A 20,509-nucleotide genomic window follows, 5' to 3' on the forward strand; every position below is an offset into this window, starting at 1 on the left:
TCCGACTCGTCATTTGCCGACGATCACGTGGGGCGGCATCTCGTCGAGCGTGCCCGCTTCCACTTCGATCTCCGAACAGACTACCGATGTGTCGACAATCGTCAGCGTCTGCTGGGCCTGTACGCCAATGACGCGCGGATAGCGCGACATTCGCGGCCCGCGCGGCTTCTCGGCTCGCTGCGCCGGGCGGCGCAGGAAGCGCGACAGTTCCGTCAGCGCCAACTGATAGACATCCCGCTTGAACTCGATCACCGCATCGAGCGGCACCCAGTACTCGTTCCAGCGCCACGCATCGAACTCCGGGTGGTCGGTCGCGCGCAAGCAAATGTCGCAATCGCGTCCAACCATCCGCAGCAGGAACCAGATCTGCTTCTGGCCGCGGTAATGACCGCGTACTTCGCGTTTAATGAACTTGTCAGGCACCTCGTAACGCAACCAGTCGCGAGTGCGGCCGATTATCTTGACGTGTTCCGGATGCAGGCCCGTTTCCTCGTGCAACTCCCGGTACATCGCCTGCATGGGGGTCTCGCCATACTTGATCCCACCTTGAGGAAACTGCCAGGAATGCTCGCGGAGCCGCTTGCCCCAAAACACCTCGTTGCGCGCGTTCAAGAGGATGATGCCGACGTTCGGGCGAAAGCCTTCACGATCCAGCATACAACCACCTTCGAATCCTTTAAAATTGCTTTGATTATAAACAGATAACGGGCGCTGCGCACCGTGACGGAGCGAATCCGCGCGGGGTACACCGGCTGAATTGTCCCTGATTAGTCTGCTACGTCATCTGCGCCATCGTCGTTCGTCGCGCGCAGCTTTTTCACCTTGAAACTTTTTCGGGCGCCCCGCCTGGGGGCGCCGTTTTTGGAACCGTCCGCATGAAAGCTTCCCGTTTCTTTATCGGCACCCTGAAAGAAGCTCCCGCCGACGCAGAGATCGTCAGCCACAAGCTGATGGTCCGCGCCGGCATGATCCGTCGCGTCGCCGGCGGCATCTATAACTACCTGCCGGTCGGCCTGCGTTCGATTCGCAAGGTCGAGGCGATCGTGCGCGAGGAAATGAACCGGGCGGGCGCCATCGAGCTGCTGATGCCAGCCGTGCAGCCGGCCGAGCTGTGGCAGGAATCGGGCCGCTGGGAACAGTACGGCCCCGAGCTGCTGCGCTTCAAGGACCGCAAGGACAACGACTTCGTGATCGGGCCGACGCACGAGGAAGTCATCACCGACATCGCGCGCAACCAGATCAAGAGCTACCGGCAGATGCCGGTGAACTTCTACCAGATCCAGACGAAGTTCCGCGACGAGATCCGTCCGCGCTTCGGCGTGATGCGTGGCCGCGAATTCATCATGAAGGACGCGTATTCGTTCGACAAGGACGCGGCCGGCCTGAACGAGTCGTATCGCAAGATGTACGACGCGTACGTGCGCATCTTCACGCGCCTCGGCCTCGAATTCCGTGCGGTCGCGGCCGACAGCGGCTCGATCGGCGGCAACTTCTCGCACGAGTTCCACGTGATCGCCGATACCGGCGAGGACGCGATCGCCTACTGCCCGACCTCCGAGTTCGCAGCGAACATCGAGGCGGCTGAAGCGCTGCCGCTGACGCCCGAGCGCGCGGCGCCGGCCGAAGCGATGGAAAAGGTCGCGACGCCCGGCAAGGCGAAGTGCGAGGCCGTCGCCGAACTGCTGGCGATCCCGCTCGAGCGCACGATCAAGTCGATCGTGCTCGCGACCGACAACGAAGGCGCCGAGCCGACCATCTGGCTGGTGATGCTGCGCGGCGACCACGACCTGAACGAGATCAAGGTATCGAAGCTGCCGGGCCTGAAGAACCACCGCTTCGCGACCGAGCAGGAAATCGTCGAGTGGTTCGGCACGCCGCCGGGCTACCTCGGCCCGGTCGGCACGAAGAAGCCCGTGAAGGTGATCGCGGACCGCACGGTCGCGAACATGAGCGATTTCGTCGTCGGTGCGAACGAGGTCGACTATCACATCGCCGGCGTGAACTGGGGCCGCGACCTGCCGGAACCGGACGTCGCCGACGTGCGCAACGTGAAGAAGGGCGACGCGTCGCCGGACGGCAAGGGTGTGATCGACATCTGCCGCGGCATCGAAGTCGGCCACGTGTTCCAGCTCGGCACCAAGTACTCGGAAGCGATGGGTGCGACGTTCCTCGACGAGTCGGGCAAGCCGCAGCCGATGCTGATGGGCTGCTACGGCGTCGGCGTCACGCGCATTCTCGGCGCGGCGATCGAACAGAACTTCGACGACAAGGGCATCATCTGGCCGGAGTCGATCGCGCCGTTCGAAGTCGTGCTGTGCCCGATGGGCTATGACCGCAGCGAGATGGTGCGCGAGACTGCCGACAAGCTGTACGCGGAACTCGTCGCGGCCGGCATCGACGTGATCCTCGACGATCGCGGCGAGCGCCCGGGCGTGATGTTCGCCGACTGGGAGCTGATCGGCGTGCCGCACCGCCTCGTGATCGGCGAGCGCGGCCTGAAGGAAGGCAAGATCGAGTACCAGGGCCGCCGCGACGCCGAAGCGACGCTGCTGCCGGCCGACGCGGCCGCGGCGACGGTCGCGGAGAAGATCCGCGCCGCGCTCGCACGCTAAGCACGGCGACCGGGGGACACGATGGAATACACGTTCCTGTCGGCCACCGTGCTCCTGGTGCTGATCACCGATCCGCTCGGCAACATCCCGCTGTTCATTTCGGCGATGCGGGATGTGCCGCGCGAGCGGCGCGTGAAGCTGATCCTGCGTGAAGTGGGGATCGCGTTCGTGATCCTGCTGTTCTTCATGGTGGTCGGCGACCGCTTCCTGCGGATGATGAACCTCACCGACCTGTCGCTGCGGCTCGGCGGCGGGATCGTGCTGTTCCTGATCGCGCTGCGGATGATCTTCCCGCACCCGGATGGCGCACTCGGCAGCGATCCGCGCGCGGGCGGCGAGCCGTTCATCGTGCCGCTCGCGATTCCGGCGCTCGCCGGGCCGTCCGCGCTGGCGACGGTGATGCTGCTGACGTCGCAGGCGCCCGGCAAGATGCTCGAGTGGGTTGGGGCGCTGACGGTCACGATGATCGTCTGCGCGATCACGCTGGTGCTGGCCGAACGGATCCAGCAGTGGCTCGGCGAGCGGACGGTCGCGGCGTTCGAGCGGCTGATGGGCCTCGTGCTCGTCGCGATCTCGGTCGAGATGCTGCTGGCCGGCATTCGCGCGTTCGTGCACCAGTTATAGGGCGGGCGGCGTACGCACAAAAAAAGCGGCGCTCCGGGAAACCGGAGCGCCGCTTTTCCTATATAGCGGGCAGGGCGGCGATCAGACGTGGGTGGTCAGCGCGCGGATCGTCGGCAGGTTGCGCCAGTAGCCCTTTGCGTCCATCCCGCAGCCGAACACGTAGCGGTCGGGCACCGAGAAGCCGCAGAAGTCGGGGTGCAGCGGCTTCGCCTTCGCGAGCGTCTTCTCGCACAGCACGGCCGACATGAAGCGTTGCGCGCCCATGTCGAGGATGCGGTCGCGGATCGCGGCCATCGTCTCGCCTTCGTCGAGGATGTCGTCGAGCACGAGCACGATGCGATCCTTCACCGATTCGCGCGGCGCGACGCGCCAGTGCATTTCCGGGCTGCCCTGCGTCGTGTTGCGGTAGCGGGTCAGGTGGATGTAGTCGAATTCGAGCGGGAAATCGAGATGCGGCAGCAGCATCCCGGTAAACACCGCGGCGCCGCCCATCACCGAGAGAACGAGCGGAAACGCGTCGCCGATCTCGGCGCGGATCGCGTCGGCCATCTTGGAGATCGACGCGTTGACGGCATCCGCCGACACGATCTCTTCGGAGTGGTTGAAAATGTGGAGGGCTTCTTCGCGGTTCATGTGTTCTGGCGGGCAGTCGGTATACAAATAAGAATGAAGCAGAACGGCAGGCGCGCGCTACAGCAAAAACCCGCGCGCCGGCCGACGGGCGGAATCAGCGCATGCCGGGCATCATGCCCTTCAGGCCGCGCATCATCTTCTGCATGTTGCCGCCCTTCAGCTTCTTCATCATCGTACGCATCTGGTCGTACTGGTTCAGCATCCGGTTGACTTCCTGCACCGGCACGCCCGCGCCGGCTGCAATGCGGCGCTTGCGCGTCGCCTTGATGATTTCGGGTTTCGCACGCTCGGCCGGCGTCATCGAGCTGATGATGCCTTCCATCCGGCGGATCTGCTTCTCGGCCTGGCCCATGTCGGCGCCGGCGGCCGCCTGCTGGAATTGCGCGGGCAGCTTGTCCATCAGCGACGACAGGCCGCCCATGTTCTTCATCTGCGAGATCTGCGCGCGGAAATCGTTCAGGTCGAAGTCGCCGCCTTTCTTGACCTTGTCCGCGAGCTTCTGCGCAGCTTGAACGTCGACGCCGCGCTGCGCCTCCTCGACGAGCGCGAGAATGTCGCCCATGCCGAGGATCCGGTTCGCCATCCGGTCCGGGTGGAACACTTCCAGGCCGTCGAGCTTCTCGGCGACGCCGACGAACTTGATCGGCTTGCCCGTGATGTGGCGCACCGACAGCGCGGCGCCGCCGCGCGAGTCGCCGTCGAGCTTGGTCAGCACGACGCCGGTGAGCGGCAGCGTGTCGTTGAACGCCTTCGCGGTGTTGACCGCGTCCTGGCCGAGCATCGCGTCGACGACGAACAGCGTTTCCGCCGGCTTAAGCGTGCCGTGCAGCGCGGCGATTTCCTGCATCATCGCCTCGTCGATACCGAGGCGGCCGGCCGTGTCGACGATCAGCACGTCATGGTAGTGGCGCTTCGCCCAGTCGACGGCCGCGATCGCGATGTCGACGGGTTTCTGGTCCGGCGTGGACGGGAAGAAGTCGGCGCCAACCTGTTCGCTCACCGTTTTCAGCTGCATGATGGCGGCCGGGCGATACACGTCGCACGACACCGTCAGCACCTTCTTCTTGTACTTCTCGCGCAGCAGCTTCGCGAGCTTGCCGGCGGTCGTGGTCTTGCCCGCGCCCTGCAGGCCGGCCATCAGGATCACGGCAGGCGGCGTGACTGCCAGGTTCAGCTCGGCGGCCTTGCCTTCGTAGTCGCCGCCGATCACGGCGGTCAGTTCCTTCTGGACCACGCCGACGAGCGCCTGGCCCGGCGACAGGCTGCTGATCACTTCTTCGCCGAGCGCCTTTTCCTTGACCTTGGCGATGAATTCGCGGACGACCGGCAGCGAGACGTCGGCCTCCAGCAGCGCGAGACGCACCTCGCGGAGCATCTCCTGGGTGTTCGCCTCGGTAAGCCGGGCCTCGCCGCGCAGCGTCTTGACGACGCGCGCCATCCGTTGAGTGAGATTGTCGAGCATGGGGAGCGTTGGACAGTGGGGCCCGAAGACGCGGCGGAACCGAACAAAGGGAGCCGTCGCGGGAAGGGGGCCTAGTGTAAACTTCGAACATGGATATTGTACTGTATGCCCTCACCGCATTCCTGTACGGCGGCCTCGCCGTCGCAGGCTGGCGCACGCATCGCCAGGGCGCGACGCCGCTCGTCGCGAGCGTGCCGGCCGTGCCGGTTCCCGCGTCCGCCGCGTCCGGGATGAGCGGGGCCGGCCGCGCGCTGCTGTTCGCCGCGCTCGTCGCGCACGGCGTACTGCTCCACATGACGATCTTTCCGAACGACTCGATGGTGTTCGGCTTCGCGTTCGCGCTGTCCGCGATGTTCTGGCTCGGTGCCGGCATCTACTGGATCGAGAGCTTCTTCTTCCCGCTCGACAGCCTGCGCCTGCTGGTCCTGCCGCTCGCGTGCGGCGCGTCGCTGCTGCCGCTCGTGTTCGGCGGCGTGCGGGTGCTTCCTTATGCCGCAGCACCGCTGTTCAAGCTGCACTTCCTGATCGCGAACATCGCATACGGGCTGTTTGCGATCGCCGCGCTGCATGCGGTCCTGATGCTGATGGTCGAGCGGCGGCTGCAGTCGCTGAGGAGCGGCGGGCGCGACGGTTCGACGGGCTGGATCGCGAGCTGGCTCGAAACGCTGCCGCCGCTGCTCACGCTCGAGAAGCTGCTGTTCCGCCTGATCGGCGCCGGCTTCGTGCTGCTCACGCTGACGCTCGCGTCGGGCATCCTGTTCAGCGAGCAGGTCGACGCGCGCGCGCTGCGGCTCGACCACAAGACCGTGTTCGCGATCCTGTCGTGGCTGATGTTCGGCGGCCTGCTGGTCGCCCGCAAGACGTCGGGCTGGCGTGGCCGCGGCGCCGCGCGCTGGGTGCTCGTGTCGTTCGCCGCGCTGCTGCTCGCGTATGTCGGCAGCCGGTTCGTTTTCGAGGTGCTGCTGCACCGTTCCGTGGTTTGAACGCAGGTTTCCGATGCGACAGATTCTTCTCCTGATTCTTCTCTTCTTCGCGGGTTCGTGGCTCGCACGCAAGCTGCGCCAGGCGCAGGAGCACGCGCAGGCGCGCACCGGCCGCGGCGCCGGTCACGACGGCGCGCCCGGTGCCGGCGGCCCCGGGGCTGCGCGGCCGAACGGCGACATGCGATCGCTGCCCGAGCCGATGGTGCGCTGCGCCGAATGCGGCGTGCATGCGCCGAAGGGCGATGCGGTCGCCGCAGGCGGCGAATACTTCTGCAGCGCCGAGCACGCGCAGCGCCACGCCGCACGTGCAAGCGGTCGCGACGCGCGATGAGCGACGCGCGGGTGTTGTCGGTCGACGCAAACGGCTGGGTGCGCGAAGCGCGCCATGCGCCGTCGCCGAACTTCGAGATGCGGCCCGCGGGTGCGGTGCCGACGCTCGTGGTCGTCCACAACATCAGCCTGCCGCCCGGTGAATTCGGCGGCGACGCGATCGAGTCGCTGTTCCTGAACCGCCTCGACTGCGATGCGCACCCCTATTACCAGAGCCACCTGCGCGGCGTGCGCGTGTCCGCGCACTTCCTGATCCGCCGCGGCGGCGAGCTCGTGCAGTTCGTGTCGTGCGACGAGCGCGCGTGGCACGCGGGTTCGTCCGAGTTCTTCGGCCGGACGCGCTGCAACGACTTCTCGATCGGCATCGAACTCGAAGGCGCCGACGACGTGCCGTTCGACGATGCGCAATACGCGGTCCTGGCTGCGCTCTCCCGCGCGCTCGCGGCGCGCTATCCGGTCGACGCATTCGCGGGGCACTCGGACGTCGCGCCGGGCCGCAAGACCGACCCGGGCCCGCACTTCGATTGGCAACGCTTCGCGAGCGATGCCGGTTTTTCCGGCGAATACTTTCCTTTCCGTCAGCACTGATCGCGGGGTTTTTGAGCCGGGAAAAAAATTTTTTCCGACCAATGCCTTGTCACGTCTGAGCCTGCGCGGGGCGGGGGTGATGTCAATACCTTCAGTGCAAATTATCCGTTTGGACGTCCTCCGAATGTCCACTATACTTGGTGCCAGTTGAGCGGTTCTGCACTAGATATAGTGTGTGTCGCAGGGGAAACCCGAGCGGCACCGGCCGGCGGGCAACGCCGGCGGACAGGGTTCTCAGGGCGGCGCGTCAGGCCGGGCGGTCCGGGCGTCGCGACCAGCGCAGCGAACATCGACGGGGCAGGGGATACATGACGAAGCACACGACCGGCCAGGTTGTCGCGCATCGACCGAACCGGCTTCCCCGGCGCATCGCTCGCCTCTTACCGCTCGCGCACCGCATTGCGCAGCGTTCGTTTTAATCCGCGGTTCTCTCCGCACCATCCAACACCAGGAGCTTTGCACATGCAAACCACCGACAACGCGACGTCCCAGTACGAGAGCGCCTCGAGCCGTCCGCTCGGCGGGACCGAACAGGGCGCGAAGGCGCTCGCGCCGCAGGCCACGTTCGCCGACTACAAGGTGATCCGCCGCAACGGCAGCGTCGTGTCGTTCGAACCCTCGAAGATCGCGATCGCGGTGACCAAGGCTTTCCTGGCCGTCAACGGCGGGCAGGGCGCGGCATCGGCGCGCGTACGCGAGCAGGTCGAACAGCTGACGCACAACGTCGTCCGCGCGCTCGTGCGCAGCCGCCCGAACGGCGGTACGTTCCATATCGAAGACATCCAGGACCAGGTCGAACTCGCGCTGATGCGCGGCGGCGAGCACAACGTCGCGCGTGCGTACGTGCTGTATCGCGAGAAGCGTCACCTCGAGCGCCAGAATGCGGGCGAGGACGCAGCGGCAGCGGGCGCCGAGTCGAGCACCGGCATCAATGTCGTCGACAACGGCGTGACGCGCCCGCTCGATCTGAACGCGCTGCGCGCGCTGATCGTGTCGTCGTGCGACGGCCTCGGCGCTGCGGTTAACCCTGACCCGATCGTCGCGGAGACGGTGAAGAACCTGTACGACGGCGTGCCGATGAGCCAGGTCTACGACTCGGCGATCCTCGCAGCGCGCACGATGATCGAAAAGGATCCGGCATACAGCCAGGTCACGGCCCGCATCCTGCTGCACACGATCCGTCGCGAGATCCTCGGCGAGGAAGTCGTGCAGGCCGAGATGTCGGCCCGCTACACGGAATACTTCCCGCAGTTCCTGAAGCGCGGCGTCGACGCCGGCCTGCTCGACGACAAGCTGCTGCAGTTCGACCTGAAGCGCCTCGGTGAAGCGCTCGACGCGAACCGTGACCTGCAGTTCGGCTACCTCGGCCTGCAGACGCTGTACGACCGCTACTTCCTGCACGTCGAAGGCACCCGCATCGAAATGCCGCAGGCATTCTTCATGCGCGTCGCGATGGGCCTGTCGCTGAACGAGATCGACCGCGAAACGCGCGCGATCGAGTTCTACAACGTGCTGTCGAGCTTCGACTTCATGAGCTCGACGCCGACGCTGTTCAACTCGGGCACGCACCGCTCGCAGCTGTCGTCGTGCTACCTGACGACGGTCGCGGACGATCTCGACGGCATCTATGAAGCGCTGAAGGAAAACGCGCTGCTGTCGAAGTTCGCCGGCGGTCTCGGCAACGACTGGACGCGCGTGCGTGCACTCGGCTCGCATATCAAGGGCACGAACGGCAAGTCGCAAGGCGTGGTCCCGTTCCTGAAGGTCGTGAACGACACGGCCGTCGCGGTGAACCAGGGCGGCAAGCGCAAGGGCGCGGTCTGCGCGTACCTCGAATCGTGGCACCTCGACATCGAGGAGTTCCTCGAGCTGCGCAAGAACACCGGTGACGACCGCCGCCGTACGCACGACATGAACACGGCGAACTGGATTCCCGACCTGTTCATGAAGCGCGTGATGGAAGGCGCCGACTGGACGCTGTTCTCGCCGTCGACCTGCCCGGACCTGCACGACAAGTTCGGCACGGAGTTCGAGGCGGCTTACACGGCTTACGAAGACAAGGTCGCGCGCGGCGAGATCAAGCTGTTCAAGAAGATCCCGGCGGCGCAGCTCTGGCGCAAGATGCTCGGCATGCTGTTCGAGACGGGCCACCCGTGGATCACGTTCAAGGATCCGTGCAACGTCCGCTCGCCGCAGCAGCACGTCGGCGTCGTCCACTCGTCGAACCTGTGCACGGAAATCACGCTGAACACGAGCGACACCGAAATCGCGGTGTGCAACCTCGGCTCGGTGAACCTCGTCGCCCACCTGGTGAAGCAGGCCGACGGCAGCTACGCGCTCGACCACGACAAGCTGAAGCGCACGATCAGCGTCGCGATGCGCATGCTCGACAACGTGATCGACATCAACTACTACGCGGTGGCGAAGGCGCGTAACTCGAACCTGAAGCACCGCCCGGTCGGCATGGGCATCATGGGCTTCCAGGACTGCCTGCACCTGCTGCGCACGCCGTACGCGTCGGAAGCGGCGGTCGAGTTCGCCGACCGTTCGATGGAAGCTGTCTGCTACTACGCGTACTACGCGTCGACCGAGCTGGCCGAAGAGCGCGGCCGCTACTCGAGCTACCGCGGCTCGCTGTGGGATCGCGGCATCCTCCCGCAGGACACGCTGAAGCTGCTGGCTGAAGCGCGCGGCGGCTACGTCGAGGTCGACACGTCCGAGTCGCTCGACTGGACGACGCTGCGTTCGCGGATCGCCGCGCACGGCATGCGCAACTCGAATTGCGTCGCGATCGCGCCGACGGCGACGATCTCGAACATCATCGGCGTGTCGGCCTGTATCGAACCGACCTTCCAGAACCTGTACGTGAAGTCGAACCTGTCGGGCGAATTCACGGTGGTGAACGAGTTCCTGGTTCGCGACCTGAAGGAACGCGGCCTGTGGGACGAGGTGATGGTCTCCGACCTGAAGTACTTCGACGGCATGCTGTCGCGCATCGACCGCATCCCGGCCGACCTGCGCGCGATCTACGCGACCGCGTTCGAAGTCGACCCGACGTGGCTGGTCGAAGCGGCATCGCGCCGCCAGAAGTGGATCGACCAGGCGCAGTCGCTGAACATCTACATGGGCGGCGCGTCGGGCAAGAAGCTCGACGAGGTCTACAAGCTCGCATGGCTGCGCGGCCTGAAGACGACCTACTACCTCCGCACGATGGCGGCGACGCACGTCGAGAAGTCGACGGTCGCACACGGTGCGCTGAACGCAGTGCCGACGGGCGGTTCGAGCGGCGGCGGCGCGCAAGGCGCAGCCGGCGGCTTCGGCGCGGCGGGCGGCGCAGCATCGTCGTCGGGCGCAGTCGACGCAGCACCGGCACTCGCGCCGGTCGAGGCAGACGGTCCGGTGTGCACGATGCGTCCGGGCGATCCGGGCTTCGACGAGTGCGAAGCGTGCCAGTAACGCAGTGCGCCTGACCTGAGAAGCAGGCAAGGGCGGCGCACACGACAACCGATCGAGGTTGAAGTGTGCGCCGCTCTCAACTAAAAAAATGATAAGGAATCTGTAACGCGACACCTGCGTTGCAGGCAGTGACAAGCGATCGAAACATCCCCGACGGCGTCGCGTTTCGATCAGCGTTCGATGCGTCGAGCGCACCTCGCGATACAAGCGCGACTCACATCGCGCGCTGCATGAACGACGATGCGTTGCTCAAAGTGTTGTATCGAGGTCGCAACGCGAATCGAAAAAAGGATTTTTCGTGAGCGAACCCTTTTATCGCTCAGGAAAAGATGGTACAAACCGTTCTAAATTGATGGTGAGAATTTATGCTCAACTGGGATGACGAGAAGACTGCCGTAACCCCCGCGAGCGGAGCGCAGCAAAACGCGATGCGCACCTCCGCCGGGATGGCTGTCGGAATGCAGGCTGCTGCGCCTGCCGCCCATCAGGTCCGTGACATTTTCGAAGGCGATCTTGCGGTGCCGCCGCAAGCATCGGCTGTTCCCGCCGGCGGTTCGGAAGCGCGGGTCAATGTCGCCGACAAGCGCATCATCAACGGCCAGACTGACGTGAATCAGCTGGTGCCGTTCAAGTACAAGTGGGCGTGGGAAAAGTATCTGGCCGGTTGCGCGAACCACTGGATGCCGCAGGAAATCAACATGTCCCGCGACATCGCACTGTGGAAGGACCCGAACGGTCTGACCGAGGACGAGCGCCGCATCGTGAAGCGCAACCTCGGCTTCTTCGTGACGGCCGATTCGCTCGCGGCGAACAACATCGTGCTCGGCACGTACCGCCACATCACGGCGCCCGAGTGCCGGCAGTTCCTGCTGCGCCAGGCGTTCGAGGAAGCGATCCACACGCACGCGTACCAATACATTGTCGAATCGCTCGGTCTCGATGAAGGCGAGATCTTCAACGCGTATCACGAGGTCTCGTCGATCCGCGCGAAGGACGAATTCCTGATCCCGTTCATCCACACGCTGACGGATCCGGCCTTCAAGACCGGCACGCTCGACGCGGATCAGAAGCTGCTGAAGTCGCTGATCGTGTTCGCCTGCATCATGGAAGGCCTGTTCTTCTATGTCGGGTTCACGCAGATCCTCGCACTCGGCCGCCAGAACAAGATGACGGGTGCTGCAGAGCAATATCAGTACATCCTGCGCGACGAGTCGATGCACTGCAACTTCGGCATCGACCTGATCAACCAGATCAAGCTCGAGAATCCGCATCTCTGGACCGCGGAATTCCGCGCCGAGATCCGCGAGCTGTTCAAGCAGGCTGTCGAACTCGAATACCGCTACGCCGAAGACACGATGCCGCGCGGCGTGCTGGGTTTGAACGCGTCGATGTTCAAGAGCTATCTGCGCTTCATCAGCAACCGCCGTTGCCAGCAGATCGGCCTCGATCCGCTGTACCCGAACGAGGAAAACCCGTTCCCGTGGATGAGCGAGATGATCGACCTGAAGAAGGAACGCAACTTCTTCGAGACGCGTGTGATCGAGTATCAGACGGGGGGCGCGCTGTCCTGGGAATAACCCGCAGCAGCGAATCCGTCACATGATGTGAGCAGCCGGTGGCCTCTCGGCCCCGGCCCAAGGTTTAGGAGCAAGAACGCCTGATGCAAAGCATGCCCGGTGCCTTAACGGCCCAACGATACGACAGGCACTTTGCGAACCCTTCAGTGGGATGGGCAAACTTCCCTCCGGATAAAGCGGACGGCCGTGTGGTAGTCCGCTTGATCAAGCGATTAGGGGTAGCGGCGCGAGGTGCGCCGGCTACCGACTTGATTTGGCGCGCGAGGCCGAGTGGTCACGCGCGCCATACCGTATTCATTAGCGTAAGCGCGTGGTATCCGCGTACGCCGATGAATAGCCCGCTTCGAAGCGCACGTCCTGAACAGCGTCCGCGGGAAGCGGGTTTTGACGAAGGGTGTAGTTTGAACTGACTCTCATCTGAACCTGAAGGAGAACAACATGGCACTTGCCAAGAAGAAACCGGCTGCTAAGAAGGTTGCTGCCAAGAAGACCGTTGCGAAGAAGGCTGCTGCTCCGGCGAAGAAGGCCGCTGCAGTGAAGAAGGTCGCAGCGAAGAAGGTCGCCGTGAAGAAGGTTGCTGCGAAGAAGGCAGCACCGGCGAAGAAGGCTGCTGCAAAGAAGGTCGCTGCGAAGAAGGTCGCGGTGAAGAAGGTTGCAGCCAAGAAGGTCGCAGCGAAGAAAGTCGCCGTGAAGAAGGTTGCTGCGAAGAAGGCGGCACCGGCCAAGAAGGCCGCGGCGAAGAAGGTTGCAGCCAAGAAAGTCGCAGTGAAGAAGGTTGCTGCGAAGAAGGCAGCACCGGCGAAGAAGGCTGCAGCGAAGAAGGCCGCGCCTGCCAAGAAGGCTGCAGCGAAGAAGGCTGCGCCTGCCAAGAAGGCCGCTGCGAAGAAGGCTGCGCCTGCTAAGAAGGCCGCCCCTGCGAAGAAGGCTGCCCCTGCGAAGGCGGCTGCTGCTCCGGCGAAGAAGGCCGCTGCACCGAAGAAGGCTGCTGCTCCGAAGAAGGCCGTCGTGAAGAAGGCTGCGCCGGCAACGACCGCGTCGACCGCATCGGTTGCGCCGGCATCGGGCGTGAAGACCGCGCTCAACCCGGCAGCGGCATGGCCGTTCCCGACCGGCAGCCGTCCGTAATCGCGGCTGACCAGCACCACCCGGACACTCACGTGGTGTCCGTGGGTTGAGTAGCGCTACTCAATCAGTCCCGCCATCTGGCTCAGGTGGCGGGATTTTTTTCGTCCGTATTCGCCCTCGAAGCCGAACGCGACGACGCGAGTACGGACGAAAAAAAACGCATGTGCAGCTTCGCACATGCGTTCGACCGCGGCTTGCGCCGCGTGCTGAGGATACCGGTTAGTGCGTGACGCGCGTGACGCCGCCGCTCGACAGCAGCCGCACACGCTCGCCGGCGCGGAACGCTTCACCGCTGGCTGCCTGCGTGATCGAGCGCAGGTCGCCGTTGTCGAGACGCACGGTGATTTCGACACCGTTCGCCGTGCTGAGGTTTTCGCCGACCGCGTTACCCGCGACCGCGCCGACGAGGCCGCCGGCGATCGCCGTCAGGATCGAGCCCTTGCCGCCGCCGATTGCGCTGCCTGCGACAGCGCCGAGTGCGCCGCCGCCGAGCGTGCCGATCGCGCTGCCGCCGCCGTCGGACTGGATACGCACCGCACGGACGCTTTCGACCGTGCCCATGCGGACCGTCTGTTCGCGCTGCGCCTGGCCGACGCTATAGACATCGGCCGAGCCGGGTGCCGTGAAGCAGCCGGCGAGCGTCAGCGTGGCCGTCAGCATGGCCGCGAGCGTGAGGGTTTTTTTCGTCAACATCTTTGCTCTCCCACAATATTCATTTGAGACTGTAACCGAATGCAGTCTCGAAGCGTGCGTCGATTTCGGCGCGCGTCAGTACGTAAGTCTGAGGCCCCTGGTGGGCAATCTTGATCGAGCCCATCAGGCTCGCGAGGCGCCCCGTGGTCGCCCAGTCGAGGCCATGCTCGATGCCGTACAGCAGGCCGCCGCGGAAGGCATCGCCACAGCCGGTCGGATCGGAGATGCGCTCGGCCGGTACCACCGGAATCTGTTCCGTGCCCTGCTTGTGGCGGATGGTCGCGCCGTGCTCGCCACGCGTGATGACGAGGGCGTCGACCCGGCTGGCGATTTCATCTTCGGACCATCCCGTCTTGTCGCTCACCAGCTTGGCCTCGTAGTCGTTGACCGCCACATAGGTCGCAAGTTCAATGCTGCGGCGCAGCGTCGCACCGTCGAACAGCGGCAGACCCTGGCCCGGGTCGAACACGAACGGCACACCGGCCTTGGCGAGCTCTTCCACGTGCTGCACCATCCCGTCGAAGCCGTCCGGGCCGACGATCGCCAGCTTGATGTCCGGTGCGTCGCCCGCGTGGTTCAGGTGCGACTGCATCATCGCGCCCGGGTGGAACGCCGCGATCTGGTTGTTGTCGAGATCGGTCGTGATCATCGCCTGCGCGGTGTACGTATCGGGCAGTACACGAACGTGGTCGCGGCGCAGGCCGAGCTGGTCGAGCCGGTCGAGATACGGCTGCGCGTCGAGCGCGCCCATCGTCCCCATCATGCGCGCATCGCCGCCGAGCAGGTGCAGCGCGTACGCGATGTTGCCCGCGCAGCCGCCGAATTCGCGGCGCATCGTCGGCACGAGGAAGCTCAGGTTGATGAGGTGCACCTGGTCGGGCAGGATGTGCTCGCGGAACCGCCCTTCGAAGGTCATGATGGAGTCGTAGGCGATCGAGCCGCAAATCAGCGTAGCCAAGGTGTGCGTTCCTGTAGAAATGAGGGGCCCTGCGCGACAACGCCGCGCGAAGGGCGCGGCGCGGCAGGGGAAAGCGGTGGAAAGCTTACTTCAGTGCGGCGAGCGCTGCATCGTAGTTCGGCTCGTCCTTGATTTCGCCGACGAGTTCCGCGTGGATCACCTTGTCCTGCGCGTCGAGCACGACGACGGCACGTGCGGTCAGGCCGTTCAGCGGGCCGCTCGTCACGTCGACGCCGTACGCGTTCGCGAACGCGCGGCCAGTGCGGAACGTCGAAGCCGTCACGACGTTCTCGAGGCCTTCGGTCGTGCAGAAGCGCGTGGCGGCGAACGGCAGGTCGGCGGACACGACGACCACGACCGTGTTGTCGAGCGCCGACGCGGCTTCGTTGAACTTGCGGGTCGACGTCGCGCAGGTCGGCGTGTCGAGGCTCGGCACGATGTTCAGCACCTTGCGCTTGCCGGCGAAGCTGGCGAGCGACAGGTCGGCGAGGTCCTTGCCGACCAGCTTGAAATCGGCGGCTTGGGCGCCGACGGCCGGGAACGTGCCGGCGAGATCGATCGGGTTGCCACCCAGCGTAACTTTGCTCATGTTCGTGCTCCGAAATAGCGCGCCAATGGAGGCGCGCGGGTTGAGACGGGCGCGCATGCGCGCGCCGCGGCGCGTCACGGATAGAAGATCTGGACGCGGAAATTCGAGGCGGGCGTGCCGTTCGTTTCGAGGCGGACGACCATCGTCTGCGTCGTGCCGGGCGGCAGCCCGGCGTCGATCGGCGTGCCCGGGCGCACGTAGTCGCGCGGCGCGAGCACGCGGCGCACGGTGACGTGATTGGTATCGTCGAGCAGCGTGAGTTCGAGCGACGGGTACGCGAGCGGGACGCGGTAGCGGTTCGTCAGCGGGACCTTCAGTTCGAGCTCGCGCGGGCCGTCGAGCTGGCGCAGGTCGGTTGCGTCGAGCCGCAGCCCGTCGATCGCGCGCGGCGGCGCGACCGTGCAGCCGAGCGGCGCGCAAGCCTGCCGGAACCAGCCTTGCGTGACGGGCCAGCCGATCATCAGCGCTTCGCGTTGCCACCACGCGAGTTGCGCGACCAGCAGCACGGCCAGCACGGCGGCGACGAGGCCGCCGAAAAAGCCGCCGAGCATCCCGCGCGGCTGCGGCGCGCGCGTCTCGCGCGTGACGGCGAAGTGAGGGCGGTCGTCGTCGGTCAGGGCGGCAGGGAACGGTGCGGCCGGTTCGGTTGCTGCCGCGGCCGGCGTCTTGTCGTGCCGGACGAAGGCATCGGGTTCGGATCCGCTTTCGGCTTCGGCGACGGCCGGTGCCGGCGTGAAAGCGAAACGCGGTTCGCGCGGTGTGCTTTCGTCGTCCGGCACGGCGAAGTGCGCGCGGCCGACGGGTTCGGCGGCATCGGGCGTTGCTTCCGATTCCGACGGAATGTGGGCGACGAAGCGGGGCTCGCGCGGGTCGCGCTCGACCGGCGCGTGCGACGCTTCTTCGGTTTCGAGTGATTCGTGTGCTTCGTGCTGCGTTGGCGGCGCAGGCGGTTCGTCCGCATGCGCGACGGCAGCCGACGGCTCCAGCTCGGCCGGGGAGGACGCGAACGACGCGGGCGTACCGGACAGGTGAACGACGCCGGCTTCCACTGACGGGAGCGCGAGCGGTACCAGCGGCTCGGTGCGCACGGTCTCGACGCTGTGCTGCAGCGACGGATCGACGCCGGCGTCGAGCCACGGCGCCCACATGTCCCAGCCTTCCGGCTTGTAATCGGAGTCGGACGGCGACCCGGCCGGTGCGTCGGCGGCGAACAGCCGCGCTGGCGGTGCCTGATGGTGTGCGTCGTGGCCGTCCGCCGCGGCAGCCGTCCCGGTCAGGGCCGGTTCGGGCTGCTGCGCGTGCTCGGGAACGAGCGACTCGGCTGCATTGAAGACTTCGTGGCAATGCCCGCAGCGCACGAGCCCCTGATGCAGCGAGAGCTGTTCCTGCTGCAGCCGGAAGACGGTTTCGCAATGAGGGCAGCGCGTCGCAAGAAGCATGTCGAGCCGGGCGGCCTGCTGGCCAGAGTGAAGGACAGCGCTATTCTAATGGCTTTCCCGCCGGGTTCCGGCGAGGCATACCCAACCTTCGTGTTCGCGCCAGACCGAGATGTCGACGTAGCGCGCGTAGACGGCCGCGACTTCGTCCGCCTGGCGCGCGAGCACGCCCGACAGCGCGATGCGCCCGCCCGGTTTGACCTTCGACGCGAGCATCGACGCCATCAGCTTCAGCGGGTTCGACAGGATGTTCGCGACGACGATGTCGAATTCGCCGTCCGGGCATGCATCGGGCAGCCCGTACGTGACTTCCGCACGGTTGCGCTCGCTGTTCTGCCGCGCCGATTCCACCGCCTGCGGATCGATGTCGATGCCGATCACGGGGTTCGCCCCGCATTTCTTCGCGAGGATCGCGAGAATGCCGGAGCCGCAGCCGTAGTCGAGCACCGACTGGCCAGGCTTCACCGACTGTTCGAGCCACTCCATGCACAGACGCGTCGTGGGGTGGCTGCCGGTGCCGAATGCGAGGCCCGGATCGAGTTCGAGGACGAGCGCGCCGGGATCGGGCGCATCGTGCCACGACGGCACGACCCAGATCCGCTCGCCGATCGGGATCGGCTCGAACTGCGACTGCGTGAGCCGCACCCAGTCCTGTTCCTCGACTTCGCGGACGACGAACTTCGGCGTGTCGGCGATACCGATCTCGTTCGCGGCGGCCGCGAGCAGCACGGCCGGCTCATGGTCGGCCGACAGCAGCGCGACCACACGCGAGTGCTGCCACGCGGTACGGTCGGGCACGAGGCCCGGCTCGCCGAAGAGCGGCTGTTCGTCGGGCGTGTCGGCGTCGGCGTCCTCGACGGACACCGACAGCGCGCCGAGATCGAGCAGCGCGTCGGACAGGGCCTCCGCATGCTCGCGGGCCAGCTCGACGACGAGTTCGCGATAGCTCATGCTTACGCTTCTTCCGGTGCGACCTGCTGCTTCTGCGCGAGCCGGTTTTCGAGGTAATGGATGCTGGTGCCGCCTTCGACGAACTTCGAGTCGATCATCAGCTCGCGGTGCAGCGGGATGTTGGTCTGGATGCCTTCGACGACCATTTCCGACAGTGCGATGCGCATCCGGCGGATCGCCTGCTCGCGCGTCGCGCCGTAGGTGATCAGCTTGCCGATCATCGAATCATAGTTCGGCGGCACGAAATAGCCATTGTAGGCGTGCGAATCGACGCGCACGCCGGGGCCGCCCGGCGTATGCCACGACGTGATCCGGCCCGGCGACGGCGTGAACTTGAACGGATCTTCCGCGTTGATCCGGCATTCGATCGCATGTCCGCGGAACTGGATGTCGCGCTGGCGCAGCGTGAGCTTCTCGCCGGCCGCGATGCGGATCTGCTCCTGCACGATGTCGACGCCCGTGATCAGCTCCGATACCGGATGCTCGACCTGCACGCGCGTGTTCATCTCGATGAAGTAGAACTCGTTGTTCTCGTACAGGAATTCGAACGTGCCCGCACCGAGGTAGCCCATCTTCTTGCACGCGTCGGCGCAGCGGTCGCCGATGCGGTCGATCAGGCGGCGCGGAATGCCGGGCGCCGGCGCTTCCTCGATCACCTTCTGGTGGCGGCGCTGCATCGAGCAGTCGCGCTCGCCCAGCCAGATCGCGTTCTTGTACGCGTCCGACAGCACCTGGATTTCGATGTGACGCGGGTTCTCGAGGAACTTCTCCATGTACACCTGCGGGTTGCCGAACGCACGGCCGGCTTCCTCGCGGGTCATGTTGACCGCGTTGACGAGCGCAGCCTCGGTGTGCACGACGCGCATCCCGCGCCCGCCACCGCCGCCCGCCGCCTTGATGATGACCGGATAGCCGATCGCGCGCGCAATCTTGACGATCTCCTTCGGATCGTCCGGCAACGCGCCTTCCGAACCCGGCACGCACGGCACGCCGGTCTTGATCATCGTCTGCTTCGCGGTGACCTTGTCGCCCATCATCCGGATCGTTTCCGGGCGCGGGCCGATGAACGTGAAGCCGGACTGCTCGACGCGTTCCGCGAAATCGGCGTTCTCCGACAGGAAGCCGTAGCCGGGGTGGATCGCCTCGGCATCGGTGACTTCCGCGGCGCTGATCAGCGCCGGCATGTTCAGGTAGCTCAGGTTCGACGGGGCCGGGCCGATACAGACGGCTTCGTCTGCGAGGCGCACGTACTTGGCTTCCTTGTCGGCTTCCGAGTAGACGACCACCGTCTTGACGCCGAGTTCGCGGCACGCGCGCTGGATGCGCAGCGCGATTTCACCGCGGTTGGCAATGAGAATTTTTTCAAACATAGCGAGTATTCGTCTCTTCGAGGGGCGCGCGAACGGCGCCTGGCGAGCATCGGCGGCGCGCGGCCGACAGGGCCGCGCGGCGGGCTTAGCCGATCACGAAAAGCGGCTGGCCGTATTCGACGGCCTGGCCGTTCTCGACGAGGATTTCCTTGATCACGCCGGCCTTGTCCGACTCGATCTCGTTGAGCAGCTTCATCGCTTCGATGATGCAGATCGTCTGGCCTTCCTTGACCGTGTCGCCCACCTGGACGAACGGGTCCGCGCCCGGCGACGGCGCGCGATAGAACGTGCCGACCATCGGCGACGTCACGACGTGGCCCTGCGGGACGGCCGGTGCGGCAGCGCCGCCCGCGGCCGGCGCGGCAGCGCCTTCGGTCGGCAGCGCGGCCGACGGAGCGGGCGCGCTGACTTGCGGGGCATACCCAGCCGTCGGCTGCACGTAGACCGGCGGTGCGTTCTTGACGATGCGCACCTTGCCTTCGCCTTCCGTCACTTCCAGCTCGGAGATGCCGGATTCGGAAACGAGGTCGATCAGAGTTTTCAGCTTACGAAGATCCATCGGGAATTCCCCTTTCAATACGTGAAAGCGCCGGTTAGGGGCCGGCGCTGAATCTAGATCGCGAAATCAGCCGCGCGACGTGCCTTGCAGCTTGTCCAGCGCGTACTCGAGCGCGTACAGATAACCTTTCCAGCCGAGCCCGCAGATCACGCCTTCGGCCTGGTCGGAAAAGTAGGAGTGGTGCCTGAACGCTTCGCGGCGATGCACGTTCGACAAGTGAACCTCGACGAACGGGATGCCAACGCCGGCGATCGCGTCCCGGATCGCAACGCTCGTGTGCGTATATGCGGCCGGATTGATCAGGATGAAATCGGTCTGTTCCTCCCGCGCCGCCTGGATGCGGTCGACCAGTGCGCCTTCATGGTTGCTCTGGAACGACGACAGTTCGGCGCCGGCTTCCCGGGCACGCGCGGCAAGCGCCTGATCGATCTGCGCGAGCGTGACGCGGCCGTACACCTCCGGTTCCCGGGTGCCGAGAAGGTTCAGGTTGGGGCCGTGCAGCACCAGCAATCGTGTCATGGTCGCTTCTATTTCTGCGGAATTGCGCGAACTTTAGCGCTATT

The 20,509-nt window shown here is 65.5% G+C and carries 20 protein-coding genes; 9 read left to right on the plus strand and 11 right to left on the minus strand.

Annotation, left to right across the window (positions count from 1 at the left end):
• Window positions 1–9 precede the first annotated feature (9 nt).
• Window positions 10–657 (minus strand): RNA pyrophosphohydrolase, encoded by a 648-nt coding sequence (locus ACWMMN_RS02690; protein ID WP_059236279.1) that lies wholly within the window; start codon window positions 655–657, stop codon window positions 10–12.
• Between the two features lie 218 nt (window positions 658–875).
• Here ACWMMN_RS02690 and ACWMMN_RS02695 point away from each other — a divergent pair, with 218 nt between their 5' ends.
• Complete coding sequence (locus ACWMMN_RS02695) at window positions 876–2,612, plus strand: proline--tRNA ligase (RefSeq protein WP_059236277.1); 1,737 nt, start codon at window positions 876–878, stop codon at window positions 2,610–2,612.
• A gap of 21 nt (window positions 2,613–2,633) precedes the next feature.
• On the plus strand, window positions 2,634–3,236 hold the full coding sequence (locus ACWMMN_RS02700) for a MarC family protein (RefSeq protein WP_059236275.1): 603 nt from the start codon (window positions 2,634–2,636) through the stop codon (window positions 3,234–3,236).
• A gap of 81 nt (window positions 3,237–3,317) precedes the next feature.
• Here ACWMMN_RS02700 and ACWMMN_RS02705 read toward each other — a convergent pair whose 3' ends face one another.
• Complete coding sequence (locus ACWMMN_RS02705) at window positions 3,318–3,869, minus strand: hypoxanthine-guanine phosphoribosyltransferase (protein WP_059236272.1); 552 nt, start codon at window positions 3,867–3,869, stop codon at window positions 3,318–3,320.
• 94 nt (window positions 3,870–3,963) lie between these two features.
• A complete protein-coding gene (gene ffh / locus ACWMMN_RS02710) occupies window positions 3,964–5,331 on the minus strand; it encodes a signal recognition particle protein (RefSeq protein ID WP_034186376.1) in 1,368 nt (455 codons plus the stop codon).
• A gap of 89 nt (window positions 5,332–5,420) precedes the next feature.
• Here ffh and ACWMMN_RS02715 point away from each other — a divergent pair, with 89 nt between their 5' ends.
• From ACWMMN_RS02715 to ACWMMN_RS02745, 7 genes are all read left to right on the plus strand, one after another.
• On the plus strand, window positions 5,421–6,314 hold the full coding sequence (locus ACWMMN_RS02715) for a cytochrome C assembly family protein (protein WP_059236271.1): 894 nt from the start codon (window positions 5,421–5,423) through the stop codon (window positions 6,312–6,314).
• Between the two features lie 13 nt (window positions 6,315–6,327).
• Window positions 6,328–6,645: a PP0621 family protein gene (locus ACWMMN_RS02720; protein WP_059236269.1), complete on the plus strand. Its 318-nt coding sequence runs from the start codon at window positions 6,328–6,330 to the stop codon at window positions 6,643–6,645.
• A complete protein-coding gene (gene ampD, locus ACWMMN_RS02725; protein WP_174993292.1) occupies window positions 6,642–7,232 on the plus strand; it encodes a 1,6-anhydro-N-acetylmuramyl-L-alanine amidase AmpD in 591 nt (196 codons plus the stop codon). The genes ACWMMN_RS02720 and ampD overlap by 4 nt, the downstream gene beginning before the upstream one ends.
• Before the next feature lie 462 nt (window positions 7,233–7,694).
• A complete protein-coding gene (locus ACWMMN_RS02730) occupies window positions 7,695–10,688 on the plus strand; it encodes a ribonucleoside-diphosphate reductase subunit alpha (RefSeq protein WP_059236265.1) in 2,994 nt (997 codons plus the stop codon).
• Window positions 10,689–11,053: 365 nt separating this feature from the next.
• Window positions 11,054–12,265 (plus strand): ribonucleotide-diphosphate reductase subunit beta, encoded by a 1,212-nt coding sequence (locus ACWMMN_RS02735; protein WP_059236263.1) that lies wholly within the window; start codon window positions 11,054–11,056, stop codon window positions 12,263–12,265.
• An 83-nt stretch (window positions 12,266–12,348) separates the two neighbouring features.
• Window positions 12,349–12,675, plus strand: coding sequence for a hypothetical protein (locus tag ACWMMN_RS02740; protein ID WP_081051883.1), 327 nt, complete (start codon window positions 12,349–12,351; stop codon window positions 12,673–12,675).
• Window positions 12,676–12,703: 28 nt separating this feature from the next.
• On the plus strand, window positions 12,704–13,390 hold the full coding sequence (locus ACWMMN_RS02745) for a histone H1-like DNA-binding protein (protein ID WP_059236261.1): 687 nt from the start codon (window positions 12,704–12,706) through the stop codon (window positions 13,388–13,390).
• Between the two features lie 219 nt (window positions 13,391–13,609).
• On the opposite strand, the gene ACWMMN_RS02750 is transcribed toward ACWMMN_RS02745, so the two are convergent.
• From ACWMMN_RS02750 to aroQ, 8 genes are all read right to left on the minus strand, one after another.
• Window positions 13,610–14,083 (minus strand): outer membrane lipoprotein, encoded by a 474-nt coding sequence (locus ACWMMN_RS02750; RefSeq protein ID WP_006476977.1) that lies wholly within the window; start codon window positions 14,081–14,083, stop codon window positions 13,610–13,612.
• Window positions 14,084–14,102: 19 nt separating this feature from the next.
• Window positions 14,103–15,041 (minus strand): carbohydrate kinase family protein, encoded by a 939-nt coding sequence (locus ACWMMN_RS02755; protein WP_059236259.1) that lies wholly within the window; start codon window positions 15,039–15,041, stop codon window positions 14,103–14,105.
• An 85-nt stretch (window positions 15,042–15,126) separates the two neighbouring features.
• Window positions 15,127–15,630 (minus strand): thiol peroxidase, encoded by a 504-nt coding sequence (gene tpx / locus ACWMMN_RS02760; protein ID WP_059236257.1) that lies wholly within the window; start codon window positions 15,628–15,630, stop codon window positions 15,127–15,129.
• Window positions 15,631–15,704: 74 nt separating this feature from the next.
• Window positions 15,705–17,069, minus strand: coding sequence for a zinc-ribbon and DUF3426 domain-containing protein (locus ACWMMN_RS02765; protein ID WP_486422959.1), 1,365 nt, complete (start codon window positions 17,067–17,069; stop codon window positions 15,705–15,707).
• A gap of 45 nt (window positions 17,070–17,114) precedes the next feature.
• Window positions 17,115–18,017 carry a 50S ribosomal protein L11 methyltransferase gene (gene prmA / locus ACWMMN_RS02770; protein ID WP_059236252.1) on the minus strand — a complete coding sequence of 301 codons (903 nt, stop codon included), beginning with the start codon at window positions 18,015–18,017 and terminating at the stop codon, window positions 17,115–17,117.
• 2 nt (window positions 18,018–18,019) lie between these two features.
• Entirely contained in the window at window positions 18,020–19,387 is a 1,368-nt protein-coding gene (gene accC, locus ACWMMN_RS02775) for an acetyl-CoA carboxylase biotin carboxylase subunit (RefSeq protein WP_059236250.1), read from the minus strand.
• Window positions 19,388–19,472: 85 nt separating this feature from the next.
• On the minus strand, window positions 19,473–19,946 hold the full coding sequence (gene accB, locus ACWMMN_RS02780; RefSeq protein ID WP_046544894.1) for an acetyl-CoA carboxylase biotin carboxyl carrier protein: 474 nt from the start codon (window positions 19,944–19,946) through the stop codon (window positions 19,473–19,475).
• 66 nt (window positions 19,947–20,012) lie between these two features.
• Window positions 20,013–20,465: a type II 3-dehydroquinate dehydratase gene (aroQ, locus tag ACWMMN_RS02785; RefSeq protein ID WP_011350880.1), complete on the minus strand. Its 453-nt coding sequence runs from the start codon at window positions 20,463–20,465 to the stop codon at window positions 20,013–20,015.
• Between the last annotated feature and the right edge of the window lie 44 nt (window positions 20,466–20,509).

This window comes from Burkholderia cepacia complex sp. TUM26381 (genome assembly GCF_057439935.1).